The sequence below is a fragment of the Vibrio sp. F13 genome (assembly GCF_020806305.2).
GTDB classification, from domain to species: domain Bacteria; phylum Pseudomonadota; class Gammaproteobacteria; order Enterobacterales; family Vibrionaceae; genus Vibrio; species Vibrio crassostreae_C.
Genome location: NZ_CP170176.1, coordinates 1,247,049 through 1,269,527 on the forward strand (window position 1 = coordinate 1,247,049; position 22,479 = coordinate 1,269,527).

The 22,479-nt window shown below is 43.3% G+C and carries 17 protein-coding genes; 12 read left to right on the forward strand and 5 right to left on the reverse strand.

All coding sequences use genetic code 11. The features are described from left to right. Positions 1–198: 198 nt before the first annotated feature. From LMH68_RS20445 to LMH68_RS20455, 3 genes are all read left to right on the forward strand, one after another. Positions 199–444: a DUF2164 domain-containing protein gene (locus LMH68_RS20445; protein ID WP_229647529.1), complete on the forward strand. Its 246-nt coding sequence runs from the start codon at positions 199–201 to the stop codon at positions 442–444. Positions 445–597: 153 nt separating this feature from the next. Further along, positions 598–1,137, forward strand: coding sequence for a cytochrome b (locus LMH68_RS20450; protein ID WP_017059820.1), 540 nt, complete (start codon positions 598–600; stop codon positions 1,135–1,137). Continuing rightward, a complete protein-coding gene (locus LMH68_RS20455; protein WP_017059819.1) occupies positions 1,134–1,703 on the forward strand; it encodes a YceI family protein in 570 nt (189 codons plus the stop codon). The genes LMH68_RS20450 and LMH68_RS20455 overlap by 4 nt, the downstream gene beginning before the upstream one ends. 274 nt (positions 1,704–1,977) lie before the next feature. Here the strand turns inward: LMH68_RS20455 and focA are convergent, their stop codons facing one another. Further along, complete coding sequence (gene focA / locus LMH68_RS20460) at positions 1,978–3,429, reverse strand: formate transporter FocA (protein WP_229647528.1); 1,452 nt, start codon at positions 3,427–3,429, stop codon at positions 1,978–1,980. A gap of 273 nt (positions 3,430–3,702) precedes the next feature. Between focA and LMH68_RS20465 the strand changes: the two genes are divergently transcribed. Beyond that, the gene (locus LMH68_RS20465; protein WP_065584985.1) at positions 3,703–4,608 is read left to right on the forward strand and encodes a LysR substrate-binding domain-containing protein; all 906 of its coding nucleotides are present in this window, start codon (positions 3,703–3,705) and stop codon (positions 4,606–4,608) included. 205 nt (positions 4,609–4,813) lie between these two features. After that, complete coding sequence (locus tag LMH68_RS20470; RefSeq protein WP_017059817.1) at positions 4,814–5,308, forward strand: DUF1097 domain-containing protein; 495 nt, start codon at positions 4,814–4,816, stop codon at positions 5,306–5,308. A gap of 171 nt (positions 5,309–5,479) precedes the next feature. Here the strand turns inward: LMH68_RS20470 and LMH68_RS20475 are convergent, their stop codons facing one another. After that, complete coding sequence (locus LMH68_RS20475) at positions 5,480–7,231, reverse strand: ATP-dependent endonuclease (RefSeq protein ID WP_017059816.1); 1,752 nt, start codon at positions 7,229–7,231, stop codon at positions 5,480–5,482. A 238-nt stretch (positions 7,232–7,469) separates the two neighbouring features. Here LMH68_RS20475 and LMH68_RS20480 point away from each other — a divergent pair, with 238 nt between their 5' ends. The 7 genes from LMH68_RS20480 (at position 7,470) to LMH68_RS20510 (ending at position 16,620) form a co-directional block, all read left to right on the forward strand. Continuing rightward, on the forward strand, positions 7,470–9,209 hold the full coding sequence (locus tag LMH68_RS20480) for a bifunctional metallophosphatase/5'-nucleotidase (RefSeq protein ID WP_229647527.1): 1,740 nt from the start codon (positions 7,470–7,472) through the stop codon (positions 9,207–9,209). Between the two features lie 574 nt (positions 9,210–9,783). Beyond that, positions 9,784–10,797 (forward strand): TerC/Alx family metal homeostasis membrane protein, encoded by a 1,014-nt coding sequence (locus LMH68_RS20485; RefSeq protein WP_229647526.1) that lies wholly within the window; start codon positions 9,784–9,786, stop codon positions 10,795–10,797. 301 nt (positions 10,798–11,098) lie between these two features. Beyond that, positions 11,099–11,287: a hypothetical protein gene (locus tag LMH68_RS20490; protein ID WP_229647525.1), complete on the forward strand. Its 189-nt coding sequence runs from the start codon at positions 11,099–11,101 to the stop codon at positions 11,285–11,287. Between the two features lie 175 nt (positions 11,288–11,462). Next, positions 11,463–12,203, forward strand: a complete 741-nt coding sequence (locus LMH68_RS20495) for a DUF1223 domain-containing protein (protein ID WP_229647524.1) — start codon at positions 11,463–11,465, stop codon at positions 12,201–12,203. 201 nt (positions 12,204–12,404) lie between these two features. Beyond that, entirely contained in the window at positions 12,405–13,694 is a 1,290-nt protein-coding gene (locus LMH68_RS20500) for a DEAD/DEAH box helicase (RefSeq protein WP_017059810.1), read from the forward strand. Positions 13,695–13,908: 214 nt separating this feature from the next. After that, positions 13,909–15,627: an autotransporter assembly complex protein TamA gene (locus tag LMH68_RS20505; RefSeq protein ID WP_029235239.1), complete on the forward strand. Its 1,719-nt coding sequence runs from the start codon at positions 13,909–13,911 to the stop codon at positions 15,625–15,627. A 228-nt stretch (positions 15,628–15,855) separates the two neighbouring features. Then, on the forward strand, positions 15,856–16,620 hold the full coding sequence (locus LMH68_RS20510) for an aspartate/glutamate racemase family protein (protein ID WP_017070494.1): 765 nt from the start codon (positions 15,856–15,858) through the stop codon (positions 16,618–16,620). Between the two features lie 101 nt (positions 16,621–16,721). Here the strand turns inward: LMH68_RS20510 and LMH68_RS20515 are convergent, their stop codons facing one another. From LMH68_RS20515 to LMH68_RS20525, 3 genes are all read right to left on the reverse strand, one after another. After that, complete coding sequence (locus LMH68_RS20515) at positions 16,722–18,179, reverse strand: phospholipase D family protein (RefSeq protein WP_229647523.1); 1,458 nt, start codon at positions 18,177–18,179, stop codon at positions 16,722–16,724. An 84-nt stretch (positions 18,180–18,263) separates the two neighbouring features. Then, the gene (locus LMH68_RS20520) at positions 18,264–20,447 is read right to left on the reverse strand and encodes a carboxylesterase family protein (RefSeq protein WP_229647522.1); all 2,184 of its coding nucleotides are present in this window, start codon (positions 20,445–20,447) and stop codon (positions 18,264–18,266) included. A gap of 213 nt (positions 20,448–20,660) precedes the next feature. Beyond that, positions 20,661–22,319, reverse strand: a complete 1,659-nt coding sequence (locus LMH68_RS20525) for a hypothetical protein (RefSeq protein WP_229647521.1) — start codon at positions 22,317–22,319, stop codon at positions 20,661–20,663. Between the last annotated feature and the right edge of the window lie 160 nt (positions 22,320–22,479).

Consider the following 22,479-nt stretch of genomic DNA (forward strand, 5'->3'; position numbering starts at 1 on the left):
GAGGTTCCGTTACCTATCGTCAAAGTGCGAGTTCTTGATCTCTCTATCAAAATTAACCATTGCTGAGTGATTTTATGGATAGCACTGGCGCTCTACAGGTCTGTATTCTAAATTATGTGGAATTCTAGCTAGTTACCTCGACTATAGTCTAGTCAGCAAATCACAATTGATCTACTTACTCTTTATTTGGAAACATTCATGACCATTCAATTAGATTCGAAACAAAAGTCTGAGCTTACTAATACGCTCCAAAAGTACCTGCAAGATGAACTTGATGTGGAGCTTGGTCAGTTCGACACGGAATTCTTGGTCGATTTCATAAGTAAAAAGTTTGGGGCGGTTTACTACAACAAAGGGATAGAAGACGCTCAAAAAGTCATGGAACGTAAAATGTTAGATATCTCAGATGAGCTTTACGAGATTGAACAAATCGTTGAAATCTAACGTTTAGCCCAAACTTGTTCAAATAATTTGAATAACTCGTTTAATTTGAAATGATGTTACCAATGTAAAGCTTGGTAAATAATATGTTACACAAACTTGGTGTAGGGTACGCTTTTCGAAACTACACTACTCGTTAACATTCGGAAGAGATGCATGGACAACAACGTTAGAAATTACAACCCTTTAGCAAGAGCGATGCATTGGATTTCAGCTCTCGCAGTATTTGGCTTATTTGGTGTAGGCCTGTGGATGGTTGATCTTTCATATTACAGCGAGTGGTACAAAACAGCGCCAGACTATCACCGCTCGGTAGGCATTCTTTTGGCTACTGTTACTGTTATCCGCTTGGTTTGGAAACTAGTTACCGCGTCACCTAAAGTAGAAGGTAAAAGCTATGAAGTTGCAGCAGCGAAGATCGCTCACGGCTTTATGTACATTAACTTAGCGGTTTTATTTATTTCAGGTTATTTGATTTCAACATCAGATGGCCGCGGGATCGACGTATTCAATTGGTTCACTGTACCAAGTATGGGTGAACTGTTTGCAAACCAATCTGATCTCGCAGGAACGATTCACTACTATGCTGCATGGGTACTGATCATCATGGCATCAGTACACGCCTTAGCGGCGATAAAACACCACGTTATCGACAAAGACGATACGCTACGAAAAATGATAGGAGCTTCAAAATGAAAAAGTCAATTATCGCTACAGGATTAGCATTTGCAATGGCAATGCCTTTCGCTGCGAACGCCGCTGATTACGTGATTGATACAAAAGGTGCGCATGCTTCAGTTAACTTTAAAGTTAGCCACCTGGGTTACAGCTTTATCCAAGGTCGTTTTAACACATTCTCAGGTGACTTCTCATTTGATGAAAGCAACGTTGAAGCGTCTACAGTAAACGTAACGGTTGATACTACAAGCCTTGATTCAAACCACGCAGAACGTGATAAGCATATCCGTAGCGGCGATTTCATCGATGCTGGTAAGTTCTCTGATGCGACATTCAACAGCACGAAAGTTGTTGATAAAGGCGACGGCAAACTTGAAGTAATGGGTGACCTTAAACTTCACGGTGTAACTAAGCCTATCGTTATCGAAGCTGAATTCATCGGTGCTGGTCAAGACCCATGGGGCGGTGAGCGTGCAGGTTTCGTTGGTACAACTCGTCTAGAACTTGCTGACTTCAACATTCCAGTAATGGGCGCTTCAAGCTATGTAGATATGGATCTACACGTTGAAGGCGTAAAAAAGTAATCTAGCTTTCTAGCTCTCTGACAGGTATCAACATTATTTAGAAATATCAAAAGTTTGGTCGATACTAAATAGGTCAGCAGTTAGAAATAGAGAAAGGCGCAAAGTTTTCACTTTGCGCCTTTTTTATTGAGATAAATGGCAACGCGTTTAGGTCTGTTTTGTGTCAAACCGTTTAGTACGTTAAAAGCCACCATTTGCCTCTAGCCAGTCAACGTTGCCATGACTGAGTTATCTAATTGAACTACTAATCCCTAATAGTTCAACTTAAGATTAGTTAAGCCGTTTCTAGTTCAGCTTGTGGAACCACGTTTAGTCGGTCACCGTAGATTGGACGTAGTGCTTGCATCACTTCAATGCGAGTCAACACACCTACCATTACGCCGTTTTCTAACACTGGAAGCATATGTGGTTGGCTTACTTTCATCGCTTTTGCACGCTCTTCTAGAGAAAGAGATGTCAGGCGAGTAGCGAAGCCCATGCTTGTCGTCGGGTACAGTTGCTCTTTGTCGATGCATAGGAACTCAGCAACGTCCACTAGCTTGTCGTTTGCGTCGATTGCCACAACGTCACGGCTCATTAGGTCTACAACTTTTTGGCCTTTAGTTGGGATGTAATCTTGGCACCAAAGGTCAACCATTACGTCATGAACAGAGAAGATACCCACTAGACGACCTTCAACATCGCAAACAGGAGCGCTAACAAGTTGCGCGTCTAAAAGTGTATCAATCGCGACTGATGTTGGCATTTCTACGCTCAATGTAATTGGTTGAGTGTTCATGATTTGCTTGATAGTAGTTGCTGTGTTCATAATAATTTCCTTAACTGACGTAATTTCTGTTGTTTGTGTAATAGCGGTAATTTTTGCTGCTTTAAGTTGTGGGCGACGGTAGATGCTCCAGTTAGCTAAGCCGACCAATACTGAACCACCTACGATGTTGCCGATTGTCACTGGTATTAAGTTTGCGGTGACAAATTGCATGACGTTTAGGTCTGCATACTGGGCTGGTGTTGCGCCGATTTGCATCCAGAAGCTTTCTGGTGCGAATGCTTGAATCGTGATGCCTAGCGGAACCATGAACATATTCGCCACACAGTGTTCAAAGCCTGAGCTTACGAACATTGCAACGGGTAACACGGTCATCATTGCTTTAGTCATTGCGTTAGCAGAGCTGAACGTTAACCAAATCGCTAAACACACCAACAAGTTACAAAGCACTCCCAAAGCAAACGCTTGAACTGGGGTGTGGTGTAGTTTGTGTTGAGCAATGTTTAGAGCGTTTAAGCCCCATTGCCCGCCATCCAGTTGATACAAGCCTGCTGCGCTTACCAAAGCCAATAGGAACATGGCACCGATAAAGTTGCCGACATACACCTTGCCCCAGATAGACAGCATCTTCGTGAAGGTGATTTGCTTGTTAGCCCATGAGATGCTTGATAACACTGAGCTGGTAAATAGCTCACCACCGCAAATCACAATCAAGATCAAACCCATACTGAAGGCAAGACCGCCGGCTAAGCGACTCAGTCCCCATCCAGCATCAGCGCTGCCCGTGGTTACCGTGATGTAGAATAAAAAAGCAAGCCCGATGAATGCGCCAGCCATGATTGCCAAACTCAATGTCATGCTGCTGGTTTTATTTGCTTTACTTAATGCAAACTTCTCTGCTTCCGCCATCATTTCTGTTGGTGAGAACAGTTGATGATTTTCAGAAGTGCTGGTTGCCATATCCCCCCCTTGAACAATCCGTCATGTGTAATTCCTAGTGTTAATGACCTGGTTAATCCGTAATGGTTAATCAGTAATGTTTTGCAGGGCTCGTTGTGTCCTGCCATTTCAGATTAGGGCGTTGAGGGGTAGAGGTAAAATTGATAATTTTTAGAAACCACATCAAATTTATTGATATAGATTTGGTTACGCGTAGAATGAAATTGATTGCTCATTGGCTTTATAAAAAACGAGCATCAGGACACAAATAATTAAAAGCATTAAGGATGAATTTTGCGTTATTCATTAAAGCAACTCGCGGTATTTGATGCAGTAGCAGACTCCGGGAGCGTTAGTCAGGCAGCAGACAAATTGGCGTTGACTCAGTCGGCAACAAGTATGTCTCTTGCACAGTTGGAAAAAATGCTCGGCAGGCCTTTGTTTGAAAGGCAGGGCAAGCAAATGGCCCTGACTCATTGGGGCATGTGGTTAAGACCAAAAGCGAAGCGTTTACTGCAAGATGCGCAGCAAATTGAGATGGGTTTTTACGAGCAGCATTTGTTGAGTGGCGAACTCAAATTAGGTGCTAGCCAAACTCCAGCGGAACACCTCGTTCCTGATCTCATCAGTATTATTGATAACGACTTTCCTGAGATGCGAATCTCGCTCGGCGTGCAAAGTACCGATGCTGTCATTGATGGTGTATTAGATTATCAATATGACTTGGGCGTTATCGAAGGTCGTTGTGATGACAACCGAGTTCACCAAGAAGTGTGGTGTACCGACCATTTAACGGTGGTTGCATCGGCTCATCACCCGTTTGCGAAGCGTGAACGAGTCAGCTTGGCACAATTAGAACAAGCAAAGTGGGTATTACGCGAACATGGTTCGGGTACTCGCAAAGTTTTTGATAGCTCTATTCACCATTTAATTGGCGATCTCGATGTATGGCGAGAGTATGAACACGTTCCTGTTTTAAGAAGTTTGGTTGCAAACGGCCCATATTTAACGTGTTTACCTTATCTAGATGTCGAACAGTTTGTTGAGTCAGGGCAACTGGTGACGTTGAATGTTCCTGAGCTTGAAATGGAAAGAACCTTGTCCTTTATTTGGCGTGCTGACATGGCAGAGAACCCACTTGCTGAATGTATCAAGCGTGAAGGTAAGCGCATGATGAAAGGCAAACGGTCGATTCTTTAGTCGCTACTCAACACCAATTCTAATAACTAAATATGTTGAATAAGCGATTCCGGTCTCTATCTAGTGATAAATACACATCTGCATACATTATTAATGTGATCGTGATCGGCTAAATAAGGGCTATCTTCCCATAGTATGCTTACTTGATTTTAAGTGAGGCTAAATCCGGTTGCGTTCAATTACGTAATTAGGCTTTAGAAATAGTATGAGTACATTAGTCGCGATTTCATTAACAACAGGTATTTTGTCAGGTCTATGGGGATGGATTGCTATCTCTTTCGGCTTATTGTCATGGGCAGGTTTCTTAGGTTGCACCAGTTACTTTGCTTCGCCAACAGGCGGCGTTAAAGGACTAGCAGGTAGCTTATTGACCAACATGACTGGCGTATTCTGGGCAATGGTGATTATCGAAAGCTCAACCTTCGCAGGGTTAGAGATTTTAGGCTACATGATTACTGCTATTGTGGCTTTCTTTATGTGTATTCAAGCGAAACAAGCGTGGCTAGGTTATATCCCAGGCACCTTCATTGGTTGCTGTGCGACGTTTGCTGCAGGTGGTGATTGGCAACTTGTAGTGCCATCTTTACTGCTTGGTGGTGTATTTGGATACTTGATGAAAGCAACGGGGCTATGGCTTCACGAGAAATCGACTCAATCTTCGGAAGTTGTTGAACAACACGCTAAACAGGCAAAGGCTTAATTCGTTAACCTAACCTTAGTTAGTCACTGTGAACTCTTGCAAGATAACCCCCAATTAATTTGTATATCGATTTATACAGGCACACCGTTTGGTGTGCCTTTTTTGGTTGAGGCGACTAGCTAAATATTTCATCAGTAGAGCAACTGATAGCATCTATAAAACAAATTATGTTTAGGTATTTCCATTCGCCATGGTGATCACGCGTTTTAATGTCCACCTTAATAAAAGCGGAATGCATTCTTGTCCTTGATTCTCGCAATGAGAAACAATGGCGAGTGCAAGGTCGGGTTTTGCATGTTTCTTCAATACCTTGGCAACCACTTTCTTTGGAGGGATAGGGTGATCGTATGGAATCTTAACCATGTCACGGAAAAAGCTCTCAAATCCATTCATATATAGGTAATGCTCGATATCTTTATCTGGCAGTTCCGTGAGTCGATGTCTTTCCTGATCATTACCAAGCTTCGATAGCACCGTTGCTGCGTATTTTTTACCCGCCGCATCGCCGTCAGTTACCACATGCCAATCGATGCCAAACTCTTGCGCGACCTTAATCAGTGCCTTAAGTCCTGATTGGGCGAACTCAATAATCTGCACACCTTCTGCTGCTAGGTTATAGCCACATTGGTTGGCAAGTTCATTGAACAACCAAACCTCGGTTTCACCTTCTACTAATAGCCAACAGCGAGCAAATAGTGCCCCAGAGCGGTGGAAGCGGATATGAAAACCAATTCGTCGAAGTTCATCCTTACTGAAATGGTTCATGTTGAGTTGATTGGCGATGGTTTTGTCTGACTGACGAACCAAGCGACGAATCGATTGAAGTGGGACCGCCGCAAGTAGGTCGCCACTGTTGGTGGTCAGGATTTTCTGCATGGGCAATTTCTGCATCAAGCTCCAAGCCCTTGCCAAGTGTGTTGGGTGCAATCGACCTTCTGGATCTTCAAGGATCAACAGAGGGCGCGCACATCGCCTTAAGTCGTTTGGCCCTTTAGCTTGTAGATAAGCGTTAAGTAACCCCATGAATAATAAGCGAGTTTGTTTGTTCTTGGTCTCTTCGACGAGTTGATGAATACTCTGATCATTGGTACCCGCAGAATAAAGCAATCCGTCTCGCTGTTTTCTAGGGTTACGACGAGAAGTACTTTTGAAAGAAAAATAGTGCTCAATCAAACTTTGCATCGACTCTAGGCTACTGCGCATTTCACCTTTATTAACATGTCCGGGTATCGCCATAAGACGGCGGCAGGTGTTGTCTATTCGTTTTTCTATTCTTGCTTGTCGACCATTACCGTTATTGGCGCCGTTTCCATTTGTTGTGCCATTGCTCGTGTGATGGTTCCCGTTCCCGTTTGAATTTGCATTAGTTGCGTGAACATTAGTCGGCAGGTGAGCATTGTGGTTAAGGGACTTGCCGTTGAAAGGACGATCAAAGTGCCTTGCATCACGCAAACGGATAACGGGATGTAAGGTCATTAATTCTTGAGCAAGCTTTTCTGAATGATGAAGCTTGAGCGGATTACCGTCCAAACCAAGAAATGCATAGTGTGTTGTTGTCTCATACTGTTCTAACGTCGCGCTGATGCGATAGTAGATGCGAAATACGCCAAATTCATCTTGAACCCAAATAGGTTTGAGTTTGCGATAACGACCTGCGTTAAGTTCGCTCTTATCGTTAGCTTTTAAAGCGAGAACAATTTGAAGATGTTGAGACTGCGGGTGTGAAACAGAGTAATCGACATGAAAATCGGTCATTTCAAAGTGATATGGCACACCGTCTGAGGGCAGAATGACGGAAAGGGCATCCAATAATGAAGACTTACCCCAAGTATTTTCACCAATAAGCGTGGTTAGCTCGTCAAACGCGAGTGACATGCGCTTGATACCTCGAAAGCCAGAAATCTCGATTCTTTCTAGTTGCATAGGCTTACTCCTAACGGAAGGCTCTGCTAATTATTTGAAAGCTAACAGATATCTTTAATCATAATCGAAAAATCCAAATCCGGTATGCTCACCTGTCACAAAACCCGTTGTTTATTAATACGGTGCAAAATGAGATTTTTGATCTATCTCGAGTATTTTTTTGCAGTGCAGTTTCATAAAATTCACGATTCTGTCATGATTCTCGACCTAGTATGAAGGGACAAAGAGAGAAGAAAATATGACTAAAAAGAATAAGCCGACAAAAATAGTGTTGGCACACATCAACGACACCCACTCATACTTTGAACCAACCTCGTTACAGCTATCACTTAAAATGAACAACCACATCATTGAACCTTATGTCAGTGCTGGTGGCTTTGCTCGAATTTCAACACGCTTCAAACAAATAGAACAAGATGCCCAGCGTCAGAAGGTTGGAACCTTGTTCTTGCACGCTGGTGACTGCTTCCAAGGCACGTTGTACTTTTCCTTATTCAAGGGAAAAGCCAATGCCGATTTGTTGAATGCCCTTAATATAGATGCCATGACGCTCGGTAATCACGAGTTAGACATGGGTAATGAGCCCGTTGCGATTTTCGCGAAAAGAATCAAATTCCCGCTGTTGGCCGGTAACTGGAATCTATCGAATGAGGATATCAATAAAACTCATACGCTAGCGGACAACGACATTGTTAAGCCTTATCGGCCTGAAACACGAAGTGCTTCTTTTATAACGAAAGAGTTTGATGGCGAGAAGGTCGCAATATTCGGCTTAAGCATCGACAAGATGGCAGGCATCGCTAACCCAGATATCGATACACCGTTTGAAAATGCTTTGGAAACAGCAAAAGCGACCATTGAGCAAATCCATCAAGCAGGTATCAACAAGATTGTGTTACTTAGCCATCTTGGTTACGAAGCTGATTTAGAGTTAGCAGCCAACGTAACAGGTATTGGTGTCATCGTTGGTGGTCATAGTCATCGCTTACAAGGTGATTTCTCTGATATCGGCTTAGTTAAAGATGATGAATACGGTGTGAAAATTGGCGATACCTATGTTGTGCAAGCGGGTTTCCACGCCATGAGCTTAGGACACTGCGAAATCGAGTTCGATTCTCAAGGCAAAGTGACGCACTTCAATGGTAAAAACGAACTGTTATTAGGCCGTCGACTCTTTATAGACGCGAAACTGAGTGAAGTAGGGCAAGACGATGCCCACGATATGGCGTGTGAGTTTTTAAACAATCACCCTAATATTGCAGTGTGTAAGAAAGATCCTGAGCTGCAGAGCATTCTGACGGATAAATACCAGCCGCGAGTTCGAAAGCTTCAGCAACAAGTGATTGCTCATGCAGACACTAAACTTCGCCATGTACGTATTCCAGATGATAAGGGCCCGAGCCAACTCGCGCCCTTGGTTGCTCAATCATTTCACCACCTAATGAACAAGAAAGGGCATCAGGTTGACTTTGCCATTCACAACGCAGGTGGTGTTAGAAATTCACTGAATAGCGGCGATGTTTCTGTTGCCGATATTGCCGGAAAACTACTACCGTTTGCCGTACCTATTGGTGTGTATGAAGTAAAAGGTGAAACGATCGCTGGCATGCTTGAAGGTGCAATCAATAACGCGATTGATAATGGTGTCGTGGGCACAGGTTCAGGTAGCTTTCCTTATACACATAATTTGAGGTTTTGTTACCACAAAGAAGCGCCTATAGGACACAGGATTCACCATCTAGAAATTCACTCTGATGATTCAGGTTGGCAAGCTGTTTCTCGCAACCGTATTTACCGGGGCGCGTCGTCAGCCTATACAATGAAAGGCAAAGAGGGCTATAACGCTGTGTTGGATATGATCGGTGATGGCACGGTCACCACTGACTCTATGGCAGACTGCTTCATCGAGTTTCTGCAAGACCACCCAGAGTCGCTTCAACTCAATGAACCGTTGAATTGCATGGAGTGTTTTAGATAACTAAAGCTGATACTGATATTTAACACTATTACTTTGGGTTATTTATAAAATTGGCATTGTTTATGCTTTATCTCTGCAGGTCGCCTTCTTGTGGAGATATGCATGGATAAGAAAGATTGGTTAGATGCGGTAGCGGTTGTCGGTTGGGTATCAGTTTGGTCAGCGTTAGTGTATTTAATACCTGCCGCAGGGCTGTAAATTGCTCTTTTTGCAACTTCATTACGCAGTGCAATAGTGTGTTTGACTTGCGAATTTATTCTTAGAATCAATTCGCGTGTTTATTTGACAAAGTGGCATCAATCAGAAAGGAGCGTTTGCTCATTTTTTGCTTTTTCCGTGCAAATTTATATAGACGAAACACAACCAGAGGATTATTATCCACGCGTTTGGGGAGTAGTTAGCGCAAGTTTACATATCGTCATCTCGTTAGGCCAAGAGTCTATCCGGTATGTAAAAGTGAAATCCCATATTTCACTTCAACGAGACCAACGCAATCACAGTCAAGATCCGTAATGGAGCTTGATATGCTTTGTTTGCGGAAGGTCTTTGTACAGTTCTTCCGCCCGGAGGAATAATGAACTCAACTCAATCTCTATTATCTACAAATAGTGAATCCTTTTTTTCATCGCCAATCATGACGACTTATGCGGGCTTTTTCCTGCTAACGGTTATTCTCGTCTCTATTGATATCTATCAGACTCGTGGCGGTAACGTTACTATCAAGAAAGCGGCAATCTGGAGTGTTTTCTGGTTTGTACTTGCGTTTTTGTTTGCTGGCTCGATTTACCTATTTTGGGACATTTATGCGCCGAACAGTGACTACATAGCGCAAAAAGCAACCGTGTCATTCATTACGGGTTACTTGTTAGAAAAATCCCTTAGCGTAGACAACTTGTTTGTTTTTGCGATGATCTTTGCTCAATACCAAGTTCCTGAGCATCTAAGACCTCGTGCGCTTCTTTGGGGCGTAATTGGTGCATTGGTGCTTCGTGCAATTATGATCGCACTAGGCGCACAGCTATTGGCGGAATATCACTGGGTGCTTTACGTGTTCGCTGCGTTCTTGATTGGTACAGGTATTAAGCTGGCATTAGACAAGGGCGAAGAGGAGAGTGTGAATACTCTGCCTGAAAAGCTACTTCGTAAAGTGATGCCGGTAACAGAGGACTTCCATGGCCCTGCATTAATGGTTAAACAGGGTGCTAAATGGGCATTCACTCCAATGATGTTGGTCATCGGTGCGATCGCAGTCATGGACGTGATGTTTGCATTAGACTCTATCCCTGCGATCTTTGCGGTAACACAAGAACCGTTCTTGGTACTTGCGGCTAACGTGTTTGCGTTACTTGGTCTTCGCTCGTTGTATTTTGTACTGCAAGGTATGATGGACAAGTTCATCTATTTGAAACCCGCGCTTTCATTCATCATGGTGTTCATTGGTGTGAAAATGCTTCTGGTTGATAGCGAGTGGGCTATCCCAACTTACTGGTCATTGGCGGTATTGGTTTCTACGATGACGATTGCGGTTATAGCGTCGGTTTATGCGAAGAAGCCAGGCATTGAACAAGTAAATCAAAAACAAATATAACTTATCGAAAAGTCGATAATGAACACGTGGCTGATGAAGTGGAAAATTTATTTATGTAAATTCTCTGTGACATTGGCCACTGTTGTTTGCGGGGTATTTGTACTAAATGCATGATTTAAACACTATATTGAATTTGTACTCACATAATCTGCATATCTATTTTGTGGTATTGTTAATGGTTTGTTTTATTAGAAAAACTAATCCCAAAATCTAATTTTAGTCATTTTTTAACCTGCAAAAGATCACCTATTATTCTTGTCATCAGAACGAAACACATTAATAAATTTATAGAGAGGCAATCATGGCTCAAGCAGTACAAATGAATACTATCGCTGTTCCTAACTCTATGGATAAGAAAACCTACTCGGTTAACTTCAAAGGATTGATTGCACACATTTTCGATATTCTTTTCGTAGACAACTCTCCACGTAGTTACTACGCAAGCGACCTATCTGGTCACATGCAACGCGATGTCGGTATTAACCGTTAATCTCAGCGTTAACATGTAAATATAGAATTTTAAGAAAACGCCAGCCTCTAAAGCTGGCGTTTTTGTATCTGAAATAAACTCAATCTCTTCGTAAACTAAGCACCTGAAAGAAAAACCTAGGCATAACGGTCTGTATTTGAGCGCCATTCAATTCGCTTTGTACAAGGATCTCGGTATGTCACACGCCAAACGCAATTCATCATTGATTAAACTTTGTTTATTTTCCTTACCGATCGGCTTCTATTCCTCAGTGTCGCTTGCACAAACCTGGAGTAATGAAGGCCAGCCCGCACAGGTTATCGAGCTCTTCACCTCTGAAGGTTGTTCAAGTTGTCCACCTGCTGATCAGTACCTCAGTACTTTTGAAGACCATCCAAAACTTTGGACACAAGTTATTCCGCTTGCCTATCACGTCGATTATTGGGATTACTTAGGTTGGGGCGACAAGTTCGCGAGTAAGGCGTTTAGTCAGAAGCAACGCTTGTACAAAGCTTATGGAGTAACAAGTGGGGTTTACACACCCGGCTTTGTTGTCGATGGAAAAGAGTGGCGCGGTTACTTTAACTGGTTAGACAGAACGTTGCCTTCGCTCAAACAACAAAATAACCCCAAGCTAACGGTCAACTATAAAGGCGATACGTTCAGCGTAAGTTACGAAGGCAAAGGGGATTATGTTGCTCATATAGCTTTGCTGGCGATGAACGAAGTCACCAGCGTTAAGGCGGGCGAGAACAGGGGTAAGAAACTCGAACATGATTTTGTTGTGGTTTACGATGGTTATCAGCGTGGTGAGTCTGAATGGCAATTTAATATCAATTTTGAGCCACTTGTCGCTACACCAGACGCAGTCGCTGTTTGGTTAACCGAGCCGAATTCGTATGCACCGGAACAAACGGTAGCAGGTTGGCTGAACTAACTGCAACCCACGACAATTGTGTAGCTGGAATACTCTTAGACGAAGTTGGTACGGCGAGTATCGATGTTCTCACATCGATAACTTCGCTTCTGACGGATATTAATCAGTGAAATAGAAGCGAAAGGGCGATTTAGTTACGTAATACTGCTGAAATACGTTAATATAGCGCGCTATTATTTTAGCTTTGAGTTCCTGCAATTAATGACTAACACCACTACACCAACCAACTTCTCTGATCTTGGCTTAATCTCTCCTTTGATGGCTCGTTTATCTGAGCTTGAATACCAACAGCCAACGCCTATCCAAGCGCAAGTTATTCCAAGTGTGTTAGCAGGACGCGATTTAATTGCAGGCGCAAATACCGGTTCAGGTAAAACCGCAGCATTTGCACTTCCACTGTTACAAAAGATTCATGAAGATGCCCCTCTGGACCGTCGTTCAGGCAAAGGTAACTTTGTTTCTGGCCTTATCTTGGTTCCTACTCGTGAACTTGCTAAGCAAGTGGCTGACAGCGTTAAATCTTACGCTGTGCATTTCAATGGCGCGATTAAAACGGTTTGTGTGTTTGGTGGTGTATCGGTAAACACTCAAATGCAGGCGCTACGTGGCGGCACTGATATATTGGTGGCAACACCGGGTCGTCTGCTTGACCTTATTTCGAGCAACGCTATCAAACTAGATAAAGTGAAAACGTTAGTGCTTGATGAAGCTGACCGAATGCTAAGCCTAGGTTTTACCGAAGAACTTGATGCAATCTTGAAGCTCTTGCCGAGCAAAAAACAAACCTTGTTGTTCTCTGCAACTTTCCCAGAGCAAGTTAAAACGCTGACTCACGAACTTCTAAGCGATCCAATTGAAGTTCAACTTCAAAGTGCCAATGCGAGCACACTGGTTCAACGTGTATTCGAAGTAGAAAAAGGTCGCAAGACAGCGTTACTCGCACACCTAATTCAACAACATGAATGGCGCCAAGCTCTGATCTTCGTTAATGCGAAGAACAGCTGTGAGCACCTAGCAGACAAGCTTTACAAGCGCGGTATCATCGCAGAAGTATTCCACGGCGATAAAGGGCAAGGTTCACGTACTCGTATCCTAGAAGATTTCAAATCTGGCGAGATTGACGTTCTGATCGCGACAGACATCGCGGCACGTGGTCTGGATATTGAGAAGCTTCCAGTGGTAATCAACTTTGACTTACCGCGTAGCCCGTCAGACTACATGCACCGTATCGGCCGAAGTGGTCGTGCAGGTGAAGTTGGTCTTGCGTTATCTCTGATCGATCACGAAGATTACCACCACTTCAAAATCATCGAGAAGAAGAACAAGATTCGTCTTGAGCGTGAGCAAATTGAAGGCTTTGAAGTGGATGAAGAAGCGACAGCTGAACTGATCGCAGCACTAAAACCTGTTGCGCCACCGGCCGGTACTGGCAAGAAGAAAAAGAAGAAGAAAGCTCCAAAAAACCAAGATGTGTGGCTGAACAACAACTGATCTTGAGTCAGCAAGCCATATAAATCAATAAGTAATAGACATTCAAAAGGTGCTTAATTGCGCCTTTTTTGTGTCTGTAGGGCTGGGATTTGAGTCGTTAATAAACGACTGTTGCAGTGTTAAACAACCCGATAAGCCGTTCGAAGGATAGCGTCCTCCATAAGAGATTCGGCGATTTAACGCTTTGCTCATAACCTGTTCGGGTTTTGAGCAATTGGGTAACCGCGTGAAGACCTCGATTAAACAATTAGTGCTGGCCACTTCATTTTTCCTGTTTACCCAACACTCTTCTAGTGCTGCTGAATTTGAGGTTAAAGGGGTTAATAAAACTCTCACCGAAAATGTAGAATTATATTTAGAACCTTTAGCCGATGTTCCTGCATCACAGCTATCGAAAACGAAGCTATCTAAACGTATTCAAGATGCACTCAACCCTTATGGTTATTATCACCCACAGCTCGATATCGACCTCAATGATTCTGATAACGTGATCATTAACATCGATTCTGGTCCTGTCATGCGCATCGCAGAATCGATAGTAAAAATAACAGGTGAAGCTAGCCTAGATGCGGAGTTCATCAATATACTCAATCAAAGCAAGTTAGGCTCAGGTTTAACTTTGTCTCACCAAGAATATGACCAAACTAAGCGTGCGATTTTCTCTTTAGCAAAGCGGAAAGGTTATTTTGACGGCAGGTTTATCGAGTCAAAGATTGAAGTTATTCCTAGCGAGAACATCGCGAATATACACTTGTATTTTGCAAGTGGTCCACGCTACAAGTTCGGTTCTATAAGTATTCCTGATGATGGGGTTGACCCTACTCGTATCGAGAAAATACCCACCTTTAAAAAAGGTGATGACTTTGACACCATCAAGTTAGGTGAACTGCAATCTGATTTGTCAGACACTCAATGGTTTCGAAGTGTCATCGTACATGGTGACTTTGACAAACTTGATGACAACCTAGAAGTTCCAATTGAAATCATTGCCGAGCCAAGTTCTCGAAATATCGTGCAGGTCGGTGGCGGCTATTCTACTGATCTCGGTTTACGCGCCTCTCTCAGTTGGTCAAAGCCTTGGTATAACCGGAGAGGCCACAGCTTTGAAACACAGACATATTTGTCTGAACAGGAGCAATCACTTCAGTTGGGGTACAAAATCCCCACAGAGAAAGTCACAACGGATTACTTTGGTATTCAGTTTGAATCGAAACGAATTGATCATCGAGACACCAATAGCTTTACAAACGATCTTAAGTTCGAACGTTACTGGCAATTAGACAGTGATTGGCAAAGCACCATTTATGTCAAATACTTGCACGAACAGTACCGTCAGGCGTCTGAGGAAGAGCAATCGCAATTACTGTTACCTGGCATCAGTTTTTCTCAGGTTGATCGTAAAAATGATCAGTTGGAGCTCAATCATCGACACATCTATTCTGTCGAGTATTCTGACCCTAGTCTGTTCTCTGACTCAAGGCTGTTGCGGTTGGAAGGAAACAGTGTCCTTTCATGGGATATTAGTGACAGGCAGAAGCTCCATTTCCGCTCCAACGTAGGCATCAACATTGCCAAATCATTATCTGATGTGCCGTCGTCACTGCGGTATTTTGCTGGTGGCGATGGAAACCTGCGAGGTTATGGTTACGAATCTATCTCCCCTAGAGACGAGAATGGTGAACTAACGGGGGCACGTTATATGTTAACTGCTGGGCTCGAATATCAGCATCAAGTCTATCGTTCAATTTGGTTGGGCGCATTTCTTGATGTGGGTGATGCATTTGATCAACAAGCGGATTGGAAGCGTGGGACGGGCGTGAGTTTGATTTGGAACTCACAGTTAATGCCAGTTAAGCTCGATTTTGCTTACGGCTTAGATGCGCCTGAAGGCGACGAATTTCGTATTCATTTTTCCTTTGGTACTCAATTCTGATTTTTGTACGCTGTTTATGCACTCGCGAGGATGCGAACCATCTAATAGGATTCAAGTAAATCGAAAGAGCGTAATAACCTTTGTGCTTTAGCAAACACAAAGGTAAAAACTATGAAAAAGCTACGATTCGGTGTATTTGGTAATATGGGCCCTGAAGCAGATGCTCTGTTCCAAGATATCGTCGCCAAGAAAGAAATTGAACACGGCGCACTTAAAGACTAAGACCACATGGCCATGATAGTGGTGAAAAACTCAGATATCCCCGATCGATCTGAAGTGATTAACGAAGGCGGTACCGATCCTGTGCCTGAACTGATTGAGTCAGCGTGCATTTTAGAACATGCCAATGTTCAGTTTGGCGTAATGACCTGTAACACCGCTCATTACTTTAGACCTGAGGTTCAAAAGCACACCAACGTTTATATCGTCGACATGCTTCAAACCACCGTTGATCAAATCAAAGAGCAGAACTCTGAATCTGTTGTTGGTATTTTATGTACCAACGGCACATACAATTCGGGAATCTATGATCGTTACCTAACGGACGCGAATCTGGTGTTCGTTAAGCCAGATTCCTTTGAGCAAGAGCATAACGTGCATAGTGCTATCTATGGTGAAGTAACCGGTGAGATGACAGAGTGTGGACAAGCAATCCGAGAAACCAACGGGATCAAAGCGGGCGAGTTTGAGCGTAATGCCGCACTGCTTGCTGTAGCGATTCAATCCATCGTAGAGAAGGGCGTTGATACGGTTATTTGGGGATGCACGGAACTTCCTTTGGTTAGAAAGCAACTTGAAACGGCATTTCCAACAGTCACTTTTATTGATCCTATGGAAGCGGTAGCTGAGCGTGTCGTTGATATTTACCGTCTCGCTGAGCAATATGTGGAGCGTGGACATGTGGATTACAACATTAATGATGTTAATTCGATCTTCACAACGCTTGATATGGTGAACTACGTAGCCCAAAGAGCGATGACCTACCGTCTATAAGCTCAGATACGTGTATTTGAAACATGAGAAAGCCGCGAATTACGCGGCTTTTTTACATTTGGACTGGAGAAAATTAAAAATTAAGATTCGAAGCTGAACACTTAAAGCTCGAACTCGCCATTCATTTTTCGAAATAACCAATCAGGTACCTTGTTCCATGAACTGTAGTTCGGGTTCTTAGTATGGATTTGTTCCTCTGAAGCCCAGATGGTGTCACCTGATTGTTCTCGCGACACAGCCCAGAACAACTCCTCTTTCTGACGTGTTAAGTAGTGTGTCACTTGCTTCGCAAACTCTTCACTGTCAACCAACACCCCAAACTCAACGTTGAGAAAGTCTGATCTTGGATCGAAGTTAGAAGAGCCAATATAGGTGACACGCTCATCTAAAATTACTGTCTTGTTGTGGTAGCAGGTATCAACATGAAAGTAGTGATCATCATTGATCGCTTGGCTTTTGTACTCATAGATACTTACGCCCTTGTCGAGTAGAGTCTCACGGTGTTTTTCGTAATACGCAGGCACAAAGCCCGAATCATTAGAAGCCGATGAATTCGTCAGTAAGGTGACTTCGGCTTCGCTCTCTCTAAGTGCATCGACGAATACAAACTTGTTATCGCTTGGCACCATATAAGGCGTAGAAATAATAACCTTAGAAGGTGTCGGTACTTTTTGCTTCATCAAGTGTTCAATACGTTGGCGAAAGTAGGGCTTGTTGTCATTGAGTTTCTCCAGTGAGTCAAATACCGGCGTGACAGAGGCTGAAATGAACTTCGGTTGGTTTAAGCTCTTTATCTGCCTTTCGACTTCAGACGTGATCAATGCTTGATTCTTTTCACCTTTGTTCAACGCTTTGGTGAACGCTTGGTATTGCTCTTTCTCTTTGATTTTAATGCGTTCTTGAATTGGCACTACATGCTCACTGTTCCACAACGCTTGGTAGTTTCGGTCGAAAGCAGCAATCACGTCGCCTTTAAACAGCACATCCATATCAAAGAAGTTGGCACTTTCGCTGTAGCCAAAGTAGTCATCACCGATGTTGCGCCCACCGAGGATCATCGATTGGTGATCAACGTTAAAGTATTTCTCATGCAGCCGATTATCTAACTGTTTTTGATGAGTAGAGAAGTTGAGCGCACGACCAATCCAGCCAGCTTTACGTGACTCAAAAGGGTTGAACAGTCGAATCTCAATATTGGCGTGTGAGTCCAACTCCGCAAGCCATTTGTCATTGAATACCAACAAGTCATCCAGTGTGAGGCGTACGGCCACATCGCGGTCAGCGGCGTGTTTCAGCTCGTTTAACAGCATCAGACCCAGAGTGTCGTTTTCCCAAGAGAAGTAAGTCATATCAATCGAGTGTTTTGCTTGGCGAACCAGATCAATGCGGCGCGCAAAGGCTTCAGGCGCACTCGGGATCAAATAGACTTCGGCTTGATGTTCTGTGCTTTGCCAGTTAGCTTCGAAGTCAGGTTCAACATCGGGGTAAGGTTGGGCACATCCTGTGACCAAAGCAATCAACATTATTGTGCATGCTGTTTTTAGTTTGCTAAGTGTCATAACTAACCTGCGTTTAAACATAAAATTTGGATATAGAAACGGCCAGCGAGCTGGCCGTTAAAGTAGGAAGGGTGTTGAATATGTTTAGTTTAGGTACCAGTCCCAAGGCATAAGACCTTGCTCTGCTAGACCCGTTAAGCGACCTTCACGAAGCTTAGGATCAACACCTGGGTTTGTGACATAGTCCCAGTCGAAGGTAGTGCTGTTGTCGCTGAATCCTGCACCATCAATGACAAGCACATTGTCGGTAGCATCGCTGTACTGGTAGCTCTGGAACAATTCATCGCTAAACCAAAGACGCGACATTTCGTTCATAAGGGCTTTATCTTTGCTTGATGGATTTACTTCGCTTCCATCAAAACGTACAGCTTTGTTGAACATAAATGGCAGTTCTGAACCGTTACATGCACCGCTGATGCAACCAATCGTTTTGAATAGATCAATGATTGGCAGTTGGTCGTATTCGCCCGTTTCTTCATTTAGACCTGTTTTATAGTTCCACATGTTAAAGCTTGGTTTGTGCTCAAAGTGGTATAGCGTTGCTTCTACTCCGCTGTTTGCTGCCATGTGACGAGCTGGACCATTGAACAAGGTGTCATTTAACAAGGTTTTAAATTGCTTCATGTTGTCAAGAGCGCCACCAAAGCTAGATTCTGAGTTAGGGTAGAAGTCTGTTAAATCTAGAGCAGCTTTTACCTCATCATGACTAGCAAGTTCTATGTCTCCAATAATTGATAAGCAACTTAAGTAACTATCCTCACCATTAGATGCATTTGCTAGGCATATACCAAATGCAATCGAATTTAAAAAATTTACGTCAATGTTGATGTCTGTATCTAAACCAAAAAATAGCTGTGTTACAGACTTATATGCCGTAAGGGAAAGCGTCATGTTTTGGGTCAACTCTTCAGTACTCATCCCCCCAATTTTAGTTTCAAGCATGGCTACGTTATCTTCATCACTCAACCAATCCAACATACTTAATGCAAGTTCTTCTGAGTTTGTATCTTCGTTGATCTCGGGCTTTATATACTCAATTATGGTAGGAACTAAAAAGGTCACATTGAATAACATGCCGAAGCTGTTAGATTCACTAGCGTTATTTCCAAGTACTGTAGACACAGCGAAATCTTTTTTTATAGGTGTTTCAATAGAACTTACACAAATTTCATCAGCGTCTGAGTCTGTCTCTAGCTCTTTACAAAGAATATAGGGAGCAAATGGCATAAGGGTAGACATTGGTGTCTTATCAGAGTTGGAACCCAATTTTATATTTCCTTGTTCGTCTATATCATTAAACTTGAGTTTGTAATTCAGTGAGAGTGACAGAGAACTAAGTAACCAGTTTTTCAGTTGTTCAATACCATCCAAAGCTGTTTCTTGCGACGCCATGATCTTGTCAAGCGAAGTGTCTGCTGTAAAACCCTTACTGCGATCTTTTGCAACTTCATAACTTGGATACTCGAACCCATAAGGGTTGCTTTGCATGATGGCACGTTGGAAATATTGACCTGCGATATCGTCATCTTGCTGCAAGAAACCGATAGACATAGCACCTGAGCCTTGACCCATAACGGTTACGTTTTGAGCGTTACCACCGAAGTCAGCGATATTGTTATGTACCCACTCTAAGGCGCGCTTCTGGTCACCTAGACCATAATTGCCATCTTTGTTCGCGCCTTTAATCCATTGAGTACCTAACTGACCAAGACGGTAGTTCAAGTTTACATAGATGAAAGGCTTACCATCGTCGCTTCCTTGAGCAACCACGGTATCACCTTGGATGAGCGGCTCTGCACCAGAACCGTATTCGAAATCACCACCGTGAATGAATACATAAACCGGTAGGTCTGCATCAGCATCTACGCCTACTGGGCGCCAAATGTTCAGGTTCAAACAGTCTTCAGATTGTGTCTGTGAAACGGTCTTCAATTGAGGACATGCATCACCAAACGAAGTGGCATCAATGTCACTCCCAAGATCAACCATTTCACTGTGCTCAAAACGCTCTGCATCGGCAAACTTAATGCCTTTAAAAGACTCAACAGAAGCCAGTTTATCGTCTTCGGTATTAGATGTAACAACCAGCTCTTCTTTGGTCGCAGTAATCATCACATCGCCGATTTGAGTGGTAAAGGTTTCTGAAGGTGCTGGAATTAAAGGTTCAGGTTTATCAGGGAAAGGAACCGTTGGCTGGCTATCGTCGCCACAGCCTATAAGGGCAGTAGCAATAGACAATGCGATAAGTGAGCGGTATGCAATATTCATATTTAATTTTCCACAATAATATTCGGTATAGTTACGATCAAACGCACTTGTATCGACAATCCTGCAGTTCCATTGGGTATTGCGCTCCATCTATGGAGCATCGACATGGCATATATTTGAGTTGTCATCTTGCTGGACGACTGAGCTTCAGAGGCTCGTATGAAAATATCGCTCTAACGAATCTATATTCACAATAGAGCGATGGTTTGACCGTTAGAATCGATAGCCAAGGTTCAATGTCACAGCCGAACGAGTTTCACCTTTGTTGTACAACACGGTCATGTTGTAATGCTTGCCAATCTGTTTGTTGACTCCGGTTAAAAATGCCCACTGGTTAATGTCGACACCAACGTCGTAATCAAACTCAATATCGTCTGTCTTTACAGTACCTTGCATACGTGAATCTAAACCTTGGTATTCAGCACCAACGAAGAATTGAGCGCGATAATCAACTAATTGGTAGCCCAACATTGGCTGAATCGTGACAATGCCGTCACCCCAATCATCCATCCCTTTCAGACGGGTTTGTGAATAGGTGCCGGTCAGTGATGCAAAGAACTCTTTGTAACCAACAGATAGTGTTGTACCCGCACCGCGTAAGTCATATTCGAGATGCAGTGGTACATTTAAACGCCCACTGTTACACAGTGCTGATACGCCCTCGCATAGTTTGTCACCTAGACCAGGTAGTTTGTTATTGAGTTTATCTTGTAGATATTCTCCCGCAGCGCCGGTGTAAGAGGCATCAACATTCGCGTCAACGTTTACCTTTCCTACGTACCCGAATACATTCCAGAACGGCAGAATATTCACATCACCACGTATTGAAAGACTTTCTGCTTTAACCGTTGCAACGCTATCTTCAGGGTCGAACAGGTCATTCAAGCGCACACCGCCAATCACGTAATCGGTCATAGGAAGGTTCATGTCTTGATTGCGATAAGCAACTGAAACACCGAATGGTAATGGCAAATCGATACCTTGACGACGCACCATGTCACCCATTAAAGGGAATACTCGATCTAACTTAACACTCGCTTCTTGCATACGAGGATCTGAAACTTCTTTTAGACGCTCTTCATGCAGGACATTAACGCCGTTGTCGTCTTCATAAATTGCGACGGGTTCAGTTACAGCGCTCATGGTCATCGGTTTCGTTTTAGACGTACCCTCGATGTTAGTTGTCTTACGTTCAATAACGACTTTACCAGAGTCTAACGTTTGGAAATCAATCACTTGGTAATAGGTATCGACTTTTGACTTACCAAGATTAAATGGCTTGTCGTTGGTGATTACCATGCGTTTTGGTGTGCCGCCTACAAGTTCAATATCAACATTCAAGAAACGGAAATAGGCGATGTCTTGTGGTAAGCCGTATTTCGAATAGTTGAAGCTAATGGTCACGTCGCCGTTGTCTTTTTCATTGACTTTCACTGACGATGGATCGAAGCTTTCTGCATAATTTCTTAGTCGATACTCAGTGCGCGTAAACTCTTCAATTTCATCGATCAGTTTTTCGTTTTCATCCAGCTCTTGCGGGTTGTATTTGACGCGCAGGTCGATGTTGCCTTTGCTGTCTGTGTTTTTTATCAGATAGACGCTTGAGTCACGAACCTCATCGCCAATTTGTATGGTTCGATGTGCGTGTTCAACTAGGTGTTCGCCCTGTACGAGCGAACTGATTGCTAGCTTTGGTAAATCATGACTGATGCCATATTTGTCAAATAGTGCTCGACCTTTTTCCATAACTTCGCTGTAAGTCTTGGTTTCTGCCGCAGACGCAAAATTGGGGGTGGTAAGTAATAGGGCGCTCGCTAACACAGAAAGAGTATGGGTCTTACAGGCGCTGGTGCGTATTTCAAAAAAACTCATGACGGTTTCCACGCTGAGTGGCCTCAAACCTTCGAGACTCAAACAGTCGATGTAATACTGAACGTCGTGTTCAGTTGTTATGTATTTATCCGTTAGGATTGCTAGTGTGAATGTCGCGACTAAAAATGCATTGCGTCAATCAATGAGAGGATTTTAAGAG